The organism is Paenibacillus sp. 01T47, assembly GCF_056398245.1.
Genome location: NZ_JBFTPA010000019.1, coordinates 77,884 through 90,564, shown reverse-complemented (window position 1 = coordinate 90,564; position 12,681 = coordinate 77,884). Strand labels below are relative to the sequence as shown.

The window sequence follows — 12,681 nt, the reverse complement described above, 5'->3', positions numbered from 1 at the left end:
AAACCTCTTACCGTTAGGTTGTCTGCTCATCTTGCACAAAATTTAACACCCGGTCATCCATATGAAAATGCTTTTGATAGGCAAGATCGCTCCTCATACATCGCTTTGCTTCCAAAAAAGGCAGCGAATCCTCGCGGTAAAAGGTCACAGTTGACATGCTTGTGTCCTCCTCTTAGGCTTAAACTTAACTATTCCATAAGCTTTAGTATATCATGATTCTAGTGAACCCATGGACATCCTTATACACAAAAAACACGCCCGAATTGGCGTGTTCCATCTTTATATGTTCACCTCGAATACTTCCTTCGCAACTTGAATCGCCGACACAGCTCGCGGCCATCCAGCGTAAAACGCCAGATGGGTCAACGCTTCGATCAGTTCTTCTTCGGTCAGACCGTTCTCTTTTGCAAGGCGGAGATGATAAGAGAGCTGTTCTGTAAGTCCACCGGTGACTAGTGCTGATATCGTAAGGAGACTGCGTTCCCGAAGCGATAATTGTTCTCTTCTCCACACGTCACCGAAGAGTACTTCTTCCGAATATCGCACGAAAGTAGGTGCAATATCCCCAAACGATTCTCGGGCAGTTGATTTGATTTTTTGATGTTTCATTCTTATGCCTCCCCTTAGTTGTCTGGACGTTCGATCATTTGTGCTACGCCGTTACCGAATGACCAGTCCTCGAATTCCGTATCGACCAGTACGACGAAAACGTCTTCTTTCCTCATGTTAAGCGTATTTGATAATCGTTCGGCTAACTTTGCGTAAAAGCTTTTTTTCTGCTCGGTGCTTCTTCCGGATTTGAGCGTAATTTGAATATAGAGTAGCCCGTCACTTCGCTCTATATTTAAGTAATTCCGGCTAAAATAAAACTCGCTTTCTTTGTGTGAATGGAAAACTTGAAAGCAATCATTCTCCGGCACGTTAAAATGCTGAATTAGTGCATTCATAATCGCCTGGCTTATGATGGGTAGCTGTTCTTTCCCATATTGGTTTTCCATGTAACTTACTCTGATGAATGGCATTTTATATCACTCCTTCAATGGGATAACTTAATTTTACTCCCCGCTAATTTATTTGTATAATTGAATAAAATGATATTTTAATTCAATTATACCGATGGAGATATGTGCTATGGACTTAAAGGAACTAATTACGTTTCGAACCATTATTCAAGAAGGAAACTTCACCAAAGCGGCCGCAAAATTGAATTACGCGCAGTCTACGATTACTAATCAAGTCCAGCGGCTGGAGAAGGAATTGGGCATCCAGCTATTTAAGCGAGGATGGGATGCAGAGTTAACCGCTTCTGGACAAATTTTTGCCGTGGAAATTGACAAGCTCATTCAACACTGGAACCATGTAACTGAGCAAGCAAAAGCTTTGCAAAGAGAGGAGATTGGCTCCCTGCGCGTCGGAGGACTAGCATCGATATTCGAGCATGTGCTGCCAAGCTCACTGCGGCAATTCCAGGAACTTAAACCAAAAGTATCATGTCACTTTGTCAGCGGGAACACCGACTCCTTGTCACGAGCGGTACTCCAGAACCAACTGGACTTTGCCATATGCGGAGAGCCTGCCGATTTTTCTTCATTTAGTTTTGAGCCTCTATATAACGAGAATATTTCCTTCATTGTAGCGAACAACCATCCCTTGGCTGAAAGAAACGGAATAATATCCTTTGAAGAACTGCTTAACTATCAAATGATCGTTGGAGGAAATACCTGCTTGTATTATCTGCGGTTAGCTAAGCAATATTCCCATTACACCGAAACCCCTTTTCTATATACGGTGAATCAAATTTCGGCTATTCCTTCATTCGTTCAGAGAATACCTTCCGTTGGAGCCGTTCTAGATTCAACAGCGTTACCCACGAATGTTGTGAAAATTCACGTTGAACTGAAGAATTCAACCATTCCAGTCGGTTTGCTGCAATTACGTAACACGGAGTATAATTCATCATCCAAAAATCTTTTCATGCAATATGTAAAAGAGGAACTGCAGCGAAACGAAGTGTATTGAGCTTTCGTTTAGCACCAAAAATAAGGTCAACCAGAAGCTATGATGGCATCTTTCTCTTTTGGGTCTGTTGATGCTCACTTAAGCAAATGGCGGGCAAGTGAATTTTGACGTATAATCGAGGCGGGTTATGGAGCTAAACACACATAGGTTCTTACAGTGTGCGAAACTGCTAGGTTTGTGGTCTGTAAGCACATATATGCACTTATAGAGTTGCTGAAGCGTATGGTCATGGCGGGAAATGGAGCAATAAGCACACATAGGTTCTTACAATGTGCGAAACGGCTAGGTTTGTGGTCTGTAAGAACATATATGCGCTTACAGGGTTGCTGAGGCATATGGTCAAGGCGGGAAATGGAGCAATAAGCACGCATAGGTTCTTACAGCGTGTGAAACGGCTAGGTTTGTGGTCTGTAAGAACATATATGCGCTTATAGAGTTGCTGAGGCGTATGGTCGAGGCGGGAAATGGAGCAATAAACACACATAGGTTCTTACAGTGTGCAAAACGGCTAGGTTTGTTGGAGGGTGCCCCTGAAGCTTATTGCTTTTGGAACACCCTCTGATTTACTTCATTGCTAAAGCCTAGGGTTAAAGCTAGATTTAGGTTATCTGCTCATCCTGCACAAAATTTAACACCCGGTCATCCACCGCTGCGGATTCCCCTAGATCAGGCTGGTCGCTAAGCGTGATTACAGGCTCAGTCAAGAAACCATGCAGCTCAAAAAAAACAATTTCGTTGCGTCCCTTTCGCAGCAAAGGCCCTGGGATATAAAGCGCACGCTGAGGTCCAATCTCCCAGTACCGTCCCAGATTAAAGCCATTAATCCATGCTACGCCTTTATTCCAACCATCAAATCTTAAAAAAGTGTCCCCGATCGCTTCTACCTCAAAGGAACCTTTGTAAAATGCAGGAGTTTCTACATGTAATTCATGAGCATTCGTTCTCTCGTAGCGAACAGATGATAGAGAGTCAGGACAAAGAGGAAGCGTCCGAATCGTCCAATTGTATAGAAATTGATTATCAAGGAGCACTCCTTCGGTAATCCCCTTCGGATCACGAAGTCGAGGACCGTAATTGATTCGCCCCATGTTCTCGACAAGGATATCGAGTCTTGCCCCATTTTCTGGGATGCTAATATCTAAGGGCTTAGGGTCCCAGCGCTCCACCACACCTAATAACTTGCCATCTAGAAATACTTGCGCTCGGTCACGAACCTCTTGAATATGCAGCTTCTGCCCAGATCGAGGTCCTTTTACCCATGTCGAATACAAAATAAAACCGTACGCCTGATCGAATTTCTCCATAGGCTGTATGAATGTCGATTTTACTGGCTCTGATAATTGGTCCAAATTATCAAGCAGTGTCGCGCTCTCTGACAGTGTCACTTTGCCGTATGAATATTTAGGAATCGGCTGCGGCATCTCACAACCTGGCTCGATGCCGTGCTTAGCAAACACGCTGCGAACCGCCTCATACTTGCTCGTCACACCCCCCCACTCACTCAGCGGTGCATCATAATCATAGCTAGTTACCGTAGGCTCATACGTTTTAATATGATTGGCGCCATTGTAAAATCCGAAATTCGTTCCGCCATGGAACATATAGAGATTAACCGATGAACCACTATCCAATATTTTATCCAGTTCGTCGGCCACTTCAGCTGCATCACGAACATGGTGAGGCTCCATCCAATGATCGAACCATCCATTCCAAAACTCCATAACCATAAGCGGTTCTGTTTCTCTATACTCCCGATACTTTCCGAACGATTCCACAACTCGCGATCCAAAATTCACTGTTGCATGAACATCATCTATCGTGCCGCCGAGCAGCATCTCGTCAGTAGGTCCGTCAGAAGTGAAGAGCAGCACGTCTATCCCTCTTTGTACAAGCCCATCTCGAATATAGGTTAAATAGGAGGTATCATTGCCGTAGCTGCCATATTCATTTTCTACCTGCACCGCAAGAATCGGCCCACCCTGCGTAGAGAGCAGTGGAATAAGCTTAGGAATTAATACATCGTAATATCGATCTACCTTCGCCAAATAGGCACTATCCGAACAGCGAAGCTGCATATCGCTCTCTTTCAATAGCCATGCCGGCAATCCTCCAAATTCCCACTCCGCACAAATAAATGGGCTGGGACGAACAATCACGTGCAAGCCCAGTTGTCCCGCAAGCTCAATAAACTGGACGATGTCTGCCATTCCTTCAAATTGAAATTGACCTTCCTGCGGCTCATGCACATTCCAAGCAACGTAAGTTTCTACTGTATTAAATCCACATGCCTGCAATTTCTGCAAACGATCCATCCAATACTCTGGCACGACACGGAAATAGTGTACGGCACCCGACACGATACGGTAAGGCTCCCCATGCAAGTAATACTGCTCATCTCTAATCTCCAATTGACTCATGGTTTCCTCTCCCATCCTTTATAGTTTCCAATGCTAACATCGAATCTAATTGCTATTAAACACGGCAAAACGTTTTATTATTGGCCGCTCTACCGACTCAAGTACAGTTAAACGTATTCTGTCTGTGGAAATTGGTTGGAAGAAATCTATTTTTTTGTGCCCAATTGCGCTCCCACGGATCATTTCTATCCATTCATTTCCAGCTTGAACCTCAATCTTATAGTCCCGTACCCGTTCTCCATAAGCGATATCTTCCATAGTGATGATATGGTCGATGACAAGTTTCCGAGGCAGCACAAGCTCGATAACCTCTCCCTCGCCAAACAGCTCGGCAAGTGGATGATCAAACCTGCGACGAACCTCGTTTCCAAACGAAATAACCCGGTTTACATCTGCCTCCGGCATAAGCCCCCGGTTATCTGGCGTTACATTCAAAAGCAGTGTTGCACCATGGCCAACCGACCGATAATAGATATCCATTAATTGCTCCAAAGAAAGCAGCAGATGCTCCTCCTCAGGATGCCAGAACCATCGGTCCTTCCGAATAGGGACATCGCATTCTGCCGGTACCCAGCGAGGTGTTTCTGGCAGCCATTTCAGATCCCCTTCACTAAACATGCTTACCCGAGCAGATTCAGCTGTATTCCAGCAAGGATAAGGGGCAAGACCATCCTCATTCCCTACCCATCGGATCGTCGGTGCTCCCATATTAAACACCATGGCATCCGGCTGATGCTGCTTAATTAAGCTCATGATGCGTTTCCAGTCATACTCTCTTCCTTCGGAGCCCGCTCCATCGAACCAGATCTCAACGAGTGGACCATAACCCGTTAGCAATTCCTCCAGCTGACCAGCGTAGAAGAGATCATACGCTTCTGGATCGGAATAACACGGTTCATGTCTATCCCATGGAGATAAATATAGGCCAAAGCCAATCCCTTCTTCAAGGCAGGCATCTGCACAATCCCTTACGATATCGCCTTTGCCCTCACTCCAAGGACTAGAGGCAACCGAATAATCTGTCGTAGCGGTCGGCCAAAGACAGAAGCCGTCATGATGTTTTGCCGTAAGGACGAAGTATCGGAAGCCTGCAGCCTTTGCCGTACGCACCCACTGGCGGGCATCAAGCTGGGCCGGATTAAATAAAGAAGGCGAGTCATTCCCATCGCCCCATTCCTGATCACAAAACGTATTCATTCCAAAGTGACAGAACATTCCGAGTTCAAGATCCTGCCAACGACGCTGCTGCTCGGTTGGCACTGATAATGATGATGATAAGTTAGCCATGCTGCATCTCCCTTTCCTTGCACTCTTAAGTTGCCATTGATCCGACACAAGAAAAAGGAGCTTTGCAGCAGCCATGTCTAGACTGCTCAAAGCTCCTCAATTTCGGTTTCAATTCACTTAACTTTATTTTGTTTCTTTCTCATCAATGATTCTCGTCGCTTCTTTTACCATCCATGCTTGTACATCGTCAATGGAATCGCTGCTAAGCATGAACTTGCTAAAGCCATCTCCGATAACTTTCGTCAAATCAGCAGTACTTGTCGTTACCACTTGTGAAGCATCCAAATATTTAATTTCAGGGCCAAACAATGTGTTTTTAAGCGATTCAACATCATATTTATCAGCGTTTGCACCGATCAAACGATCAAGTACGACGTTTTGGTCTGATTTTTTCCAGCCAGAGAATTCATTTCTTGATTCCGAATCAGTTGTTGTCATAAAGCGCATTAATTTGAATGAAGCTTCTTTATGCTTGGAAGTCGCACCCATTACTAGATGCCCTCCACCTACAAAGTACTTACCGCCTTCATAATCTTTTGGCTGCGCATTCGCAGGAGGAAGCGGAACTGGAGCAAATGCCGTTTTGAAATCATGCGGATATTGCTCCGTATTTCCTGGGTCAGGAATCATAAAGCTTCCGGAAAGAATCATCGCAGCACTTTCACTGAAAAATTCAGTACGATAGTTAAGCTTCGATGCAAGAACATCCGCATAAGGCTTAGCCGATTTATCTACCGTTTCCATGTCTTTGCGCAGCTGGAAGAAGTATTTATAAGTTGGATCAGCCAAGATCGTCGTTCCATCATCATAACGGAAAGGATCTTTCATCACCGTTTGGGCTGGAGCATTCATATACAATTCCCAGGTATGGAAGTACGAACCGTACTGTTTATCCACGCCTTCGCCTTTGGTCAGCTTCTTGGAATAATCGCGGAAGTCATCCCATGTCCAACCGTATGTCGGCACTGGCAAGCCTGCTGCATCTAGGGCATCCTTATTCAATAGAATGAACTGGTAACCTGTAGACATCTGCATGCCGTAAGTTTTGTCGCCCACTTTTGGATTAACAAAATATTCATCCGCAGCAACAAGATTATTGGCAGCATAATATTCATCCAGCGGAGCTAGCGCGCCTCTAGTTGCTCTTTCGATAACCGCTGACGCGCTCGGAACGTTTACGACGTCGACCGCTTCACCCGAAGAGATTAGAAAATCAAGCTTTTTCAACATTTCCAAGGAATTACCCGGAACAAGAATGACATGCTCAACTTTAATATCCGGATTTTCTTTCTCAAATTCTTGCAGCATAGCTTTTGTACCAACCTCTTGAGCTGCACTGTCAAAATTGTAATACTTAATGGTCACTTGCTTGTCCGCCGTACCCTCAGAGCCGGCAGCGTTTGAGCTTTTAGGCGAATTAGAATTACCTCCACATGCGCTTAGCACTGCAAAAGCCGCTAACAAAAGACAGATCGAAACTAAAAACTTGCGTTTACCCTTATGATTCATTTTTTTGCCCCCCTATTTAATAGCTGACTCATCTTCTTTCATCATCAGTATAAAGATTGGACGATTCATAGAAGAGTATAATTTTGAGGTAAAATGATTACTTTTTTGACTTTTTTTCAAATATCACCCTTTGACTCCGCCAAGGGCAATTCCGTTAATTACTTGCTTCTGCAATATAATAAATATAATTAATAACGGGATAATAGCTGACAGCGCGGCCATCATCATAATGGCATCATTCGTTGTATAATCATCCCTGAACAGGCTCATACCAAGCGGGATCGTATACAAATCTTTGGATTGCAGGAAAATAAGCGGATTCTGATAATCATTCCATGACCATATGAACTTTATAATAGCGACGGTAGCAAGAACCGGTTGGCACAGCGGAATGATAATCGAGCGGAAAATCCTTAAATGGCCAGCTCCATCAATTCTCGCAGCTTCCATATACTCATCGCTGATCCCCGCCATGAACTGACGAAGCAGGAATGTGAAATAAATAGAAAACATCCCCATAAAAATAAGCGCAAAGTGACTATCATAAATACCTAGCCAGCGAACCAGCATAAACCGAGGAATTAGGGTGGCCTGATCCGGTATAATCATGAACGAAATCAGAGCCATAAATACAAGGCCTCTCCCTCTAAACCGGAGTTTGGTAAATGCAAAAGCTGCCATAGTGGAAAAGAGCAATGTGAGACATGTGACAATTAAAGCTATTTTAATAGAGTTGAAATAAATATGAAGAAAGTTTACATTCCCCATCCAAACTGCTTTAAAATTGTACACCACATTAATATTTTTAGGAATCCACTCAATGGGAAAACGCATAACATCCTTTTCAAATTTAAACGCTGATGAAATCATCCATATGAATGGAACTAAGAAGAAAATAGATATGGCACCCATGATAATGGTAACAATTATTTTTGATATATTTTTTCTTATGATAAGCAAGCTGACCCCTCCCCCTTATAATGATTCTTCATTTCTGAATTTCCAGGTAACCGCTGTAATGACAGCAATAATCGCAAATAGCAGCCATGAGATTGAAGCCGCATACCCCATGTTATAATTTACGAATCCTTCCTCATAAATCCGGAACACAATGACTGTAGAAGAATTGTCTGGTCCCCCGGCTGTCAAATAAGAGATAATATCGAATACTTTAAAAGAACCAATCAACATCGTAATAAACAAGAAGAACGTTGTCGGACGAAGCAATGGAACCGTAATTTTGAGAAACTTGGTCATTGAAGTCGCTCCGTCGATATCCGCCGCTTCATATAGTTCATTCGAAATACTTGTAAGACCGGCCAAATAAATAATAATCGTATAACCAAGCCCTGCCCAAGAAGTGATGATCGCAATGGCGATAAGTGAAGTTTTTGGGTCCACCAGCCATTTAGGCGGGTTGGAAATGCCTAGATCCATTAAAAACTGATTTATCGGTCCTAGTGAAGGATGGAACAATGCGCTCCACACTGCCGCTACAGCAATAATGGATGAAATATAGGGAATGAAAAACACAACCTTAAAGTAATCCTTCCAAAACACCTTATTGTGAATGAGAACAGCGAGTACCAGCGATATAGCAATCGGAACCGGCACCGTTAGCACGGTATAAAGCAGATTGTTTTTCAACGCTTTAATGATGGTTGGATCATGAAACATTTTAATATAATTGTCGATACCGTTAAACTTAATGCCCCCTAGGCCTGATAACAAGTCCCACGAAGTAAAGCTCAAATAAAGAGAAAACCCAAGTGCAAATACATTCAGCAATAACATACCTATGATTTCTGGGGCAAGAAACAGCCAGCCGATTAATGCTTCTTTCCGCCTCGGAGTCCAAAATTTTCTTGGCTTCTGTAGAATTTCAGGGTTTGTGATTGGTTTAGCAGCTTCCATTTCGTATCACCTCAACATTTATTAAGTTGATACTAATGATAATAGAAATCCACAGGACAAGAACGATGGATTATGACTTCGTAGGAGCAATATTTTGACTTTCCAAATCGCTTGTAATGAGTGAAAACACCTTAGAGTTATGAATAATGGGAACGACAAAAAACCTGTACTCCGGCATTATCGGAGGACAGGTTTCGATTGTGGCTGCAGTCTATTCATCTTACATAAGTGTTAATCGTATAATTTGCTTTATATTCACTTGGAGTCATGCCTATATACTTCTTAAACACTTTTGAAAAATAAGTTCTGTCCGAATATCCGAGTCCCATAGCTAAAGATTCGATGCTTTGGTTGGACGTTTTTAGCATTTTTGCAGCAATTTTCATTTTATACTGGTGAACAAAATCCGTGAAATTCACACCCGTCAGTCGTTTGAAATAGCGGGAAAAGTAGCTTGAATTCAAATACAAATGACGCGCCATGTCAATTGAGGTAATGTTTTCGGATAAATTTTTATCTAGATATTGTTGAATCACCTGCAGCTTCGGCTCCTGGATCACGGGTTCTAATCCCTTCTGCCGGTTTTTTGCAATGTGAATAAGCTTTCTTTCAATCAGTCCTGTTACATCGAGCAAAGTCCTTGCAGAAGACAGGTATATATAAATCCCCTCATCCGACTTCCATCTTGAGAACATTATATCAATGCTGCGAATGAGTGTTGATAAATCTTGAACCAGCTCACTTGGCTCGACTCTATTCTCCTCTGCATTTTTTCCAATATTAGCAACGATATTATGGATACTGTCAAAGTCGCCTTTCATAATCGCACGCTCAATATCTGATTTATAACAATCTAGAAAACCAAGCGGATAGGATAAAAACATGCTCTGTAAGAAGACATTCATATTCGTAACCGTAAACTCACTGCTTTTGTAAAACTCATTTTTATATTGAATCACCTGCTGATAGACGGCTCCAATGGATTGCAGCTCCATCTTATCTGTCACGGTGACTATATTAAGCTGCAATTTCAGAAACTGTAGACAAAGAGCCTGCAGCTCCTGCATATACTTTTGAAAATAAGGATAAGCATTGTTCGCCAAATTATTTCGGTAATTATACAAAATAACTAAATTGTCTTTTTCCAAAAATGGCGTTATTCCATCATACGAACCAGACAGCTCCACCGCAATATTGTGAATCGCATAAAAAATTAACGAAATATTGTTCTGAACGTAAAGCGATTCGTAAGTTGAGAAATTGATATGGACTACACCCATCATAAAGAAGGGGTATCCCCATGAGATGCCTAGCTGAGCTGCATACCCCACAGTTGATGTGGGATTAACACCATCAATGACTCTTTGAAACAAACCTTGCTTGAACAGCTCACTGTTATAGTTCGATACTTCATTGTCGATCTTTGGGACTTTCATTTTGAGCAATTGTATGGATTTTCCTAAGCTTTGCTCAAGCTGCTCCGCCGTTAATTGATCTTTAAGAAGATAATCATCGGCATTCAGCTTTACTGCCTGCTGGGCGTAATGAAAATCCTCGTGGCAAGTCAAAAATATGACTCTAATATCCGGTTTCATCCGGCGGAAAATAGCTGCTAGCTCGATACCGCTTTTTTGCGGCAGTCCAATGTCAGTGATGACGATATCAGGCGACGTTTCTTCAAACATATGCAATGCCTTTGCACTTGAATAGGTAGCCCCCACTACGTGCAGCTGGAGTGACTCCCAATCGATCATTTGCTGCAAAACCCGAATCATAGGGACATCATCATCAATTAACATTACTTTATACATCACCGTTTCACCCCTCCGAAGAATAAACATGCCGTTCAATAACAGGAAGATGAAGGAAGGCTGTTACCCCGCCCTGTACATTTTCATATAGAGCTAACGCCGCCGTTGGACCAAATGTTAATCTTGACCTTTGAATCACATTAATCAAGCCGACCCTTTGATAAGAAGAGGACTGCTCTGAGCCGATGGAATGCAGATGATGGTTCAATGTAGCTAACTGTTCTTCCTCTATTCCACTACCGTTATCCTCTATTTCAATGACAATACCGTTCTCTACTCTTCTTGCTTGGATCGAAATTTTGGCAGCAGGATTGTCTACCAAACCATGTACAATCGCATTTTCAATTAAAGGCTGCAGCATCAGCTTCGGAATTAATAATTGTTCCAGCCCTGGTTCAAGCTCAACCGTAAGCTCAAGTACCATTTCATTTCTAATCTTCATAATATCGATGTAATGCCCGAGCAGCACGCACTCATCCTTCAATGAGGTCGGTTCATTTACCTTCAGATAGGCTCTTAGCAAGCTCATTAATGAATCGATGCTTTTGCTATGCAGAAGATCCTTGTGCAGGATGAGACTGCATTTGATTGAGTTCAATGTATTAATTAGAAAATGCGGCCGAATTTGCATGAACAAAGCCTCGAGCTCCATTACTCTCTTCAGCTCCTGTTCATGCTCAATATCATGGATAAGCCCCTTGAGCTGCTCCATCATCGTGTTCAACGAATGACCAAGCTCAGCGATATCGTCTTTGCCTTTCACTTCAAGCTTTACATCAAGGTTTCCCATTCCAAATTGCCTGACCGCACGCTGCAATTTTTGAATTGGCCTGTGCAATCTCCTTGCAATAAACATAGAAGATATGGAAAAAATAATAAAGAGGAAAATAACGCCTCCAATACCCAAATAGAAGGTTCTTGAAATTTCCCCCGTAAAGGTTTCCTTATTCGCTTCATAAACAAGCGTCCAGTCCGTTTTGTCTAACGTAACTTCAGAACGGAGAATATCTCTGCTTGCTGCTGCATCGTGCGACAGAAGCTCCGTGCTTCCAGCAATAAGCGTTCCCTCTGCATCAAAAAGCGCTACTTTACCAAACTCAATGGGCTTTAGCACTTTCTCAAAGTATGACTCTGAAATACCAATAATCAGAACCGATAGATAGCGTTTGTCATCATTATCATGAATCACTCTTGCCATATAATAGGTCCCTTCCTTATCGGACTCTTCTTTTACCATACCGAGCCGTTGCAGGGTTTCCGGCCTTTTGAGATCAATTTTTTTATATAAATCGTCTAGGTTTCTATTAACTAAATTCAAATCATCCTCATTCGAAGAAATAATAAAGCCTTTTCTATTGACCAAATACATTCGAATGTTATTATTTAAGGGTTTCGATGTAATGAGCGAAAATACTCCCCTTATGTTCGTAAAATTTGTGTAATCCGCATACGTATTCAACCGTTCTGTATCCGCGAATTTTTTCAAATCTGACCGGACATTCGTATCATTAACTATGAAATGCGATGCGAATATAACATCATCAATCGTTGTTCCAATCTCTTCGATCATGACATTCAAGAAGTTGTCATTGCTCAGTTGAAGCTTCTCAACCATCGTCTCTTTAATAAGCACAAATGAGATGACAGATACAGTAATGATAGGAACAATAATAAATAGGAGAAATGACAACTGAATTTTTTGATAATAGCTTAACCTAGACATA

The 12,681-nt window shown here is 42.4% G+C and carries 11 protein-coding genes; 1 reads left to right on the top strand and 10 read right to left on the bottom strand.

What is annotated here, in order from left to right; translation table 11 throughout:
• Positions 1-13: 13 nt before the first annotated feature.
• The 3 genes from AC1DOV_RS27725 to AC1DOV_RS27715 all read right to left on the bottom strand — a co-directional run bounded on the left by AC1DOV_RS27725 (position 14) and on the right by AC1DOV_RS27715 (position 1,022).
• Positions 14-157: a hypothetical protein gene (locus AC1DOV_RS27725; RefSeq protein WP_477509177.1), complete on the bottom strand. Its 144-nt coding sequence runs from the start codon at positions 155-157 to the stop codon at positions 14-16.
• A gap of 122 nt (positions 158-279) precedes the next feature.
• Positions 280-609 carry a carboxymuconolactone decarboxylase family protein gene (locus tag AC1DOV_RS27720; RefSeq protein ID WP_477509178.1) on the bottom strand — a complete coding sequence of 110 codons (330 nt, stop codon included), beginning with the start codon at positions 607-609 and terminating at the stop codon, positions 280-282.
• Between the two features lie 14 nt (positions 610-623).
• Positions 624-1,022 (bottom strand): tautomerase family protein, encoded by a 399-nt coding sequence (locus AC1DOV_RS27715; protein WP_477509179.1) that lies wholly within the window; start codon positions 1,020-1,022, stop codon positions 624-626.
• A 109-nt stretch (positions 1,023-1,131) separates the two neighbouring features.
• Between AC1DOV_RS27715 and AC1DOV_RS27710 the strand changes: the two genes are divergently transcribed.
• Positions 1,132-2,019: a LysR family transcriptional regulator gene (locus AC1DOV_RS27710; RefSeq protein WP_477551552.1), complete on the top strand. Its 888-nt coding sequence runs from the start codon at positions 1,132-1,134 to the stop codon at positions 2,017-2,019.
• Positions 2,020-2,618: 599 nt separating this feature from the next.
• Here AC1DOV_RS27710 and AC1DOV_RS27705 read toward each other — a convergent pair.
• The 7 genes from AC1DOV_RS27705 to AC1DOV_RS27675 form a co-directional block, all read right to left on the bottom strand.
• A complete protein-coding gene (locus tag AC1DOV_RS27705; protein WP_477551551.1) occupies positions 2,619-4,436 on the bottom strand; it encodes a glycoside hydrolase family 35 protein in 1,818 nt (605 codons plus the stop codon).
• Between the two features lie 45 nt (positions 4,437-4,481).
• A complete protein-coding gene (locus tag AC1DOV_RS27700; protein WP_477551550.1) occupies positions 4,482-5,723 on the bottom strand; it encodes an alpha-L-fucosidase in 1,242 nt (413 codons plus the stop codon).
• Between the two features lie 123 nt (positions 5,724-5,846).
• Positions 5,847-7,232, bottom strand: a complete 1,386-nt coding sequence (locus AC1DOV_RS27695) for an ABC transporter substrate-binding protein (protein WP_076269514.1) — start codon at positions 7,230-7,232, stop codon at positions 5,847-5,849.
• 123 nt (positions 7,233-7,355) lie between these two features.
• The gene (locus AC1DOV_RS27690; RefSeq protein ID WP_477551589.1) at positions 7,356-8,144 is read right to left on the bottom strand and encodes a carbohydrate ABC transporter permease; all 789 of its coding nucleotides are present in this window, start codon (positions 8,142-8,144) and stop codon (positions 7,356-7,358) included.
• 63 nt (positions 8,145-8,207) lie between these two features.
• On the bottom strand, positions 8,208-9,146 hold the full coding sequence (locus tag AC1DOV_RS27685; RefSeq protein WP_076269513.1) for a carbohydrate ABC transporter permease: 939 nt from the start codon (positions 9,144-9,146) through the stop codon (positions 8,208-8,210).
• A 215-nt stretch (positions 9,147-9,361) separates the two neighbouring features.
• Positions 9,362-10,957: a response regulator transcription factor gene (locus tag AC1DOV_RS27680; protein ID WP_430063181.1), complete on the bottom strand. Its 1,596-nt coding sequence runs from the start codon at positions 10,955-10,957 to the stop codon at positions 9,362-9,364.
• A 7-nt stretch (positions 10,958-10,964) separates the two neighbouring features.
• The gene (locus tag AC1DOV_RS27675; RefSeq protein WP_477551549.1) at positions 10,965-12,680 is read right to left on the bottom strand and encodes a sensor histidine kinase; all 1,716 of its coding nucleotides are present in this window, start codon (positions 12,678-12,680) and stop codon (positions 10,965-10,967) included.
• Position 12,681: the final 1 nt, after the last annotated feature.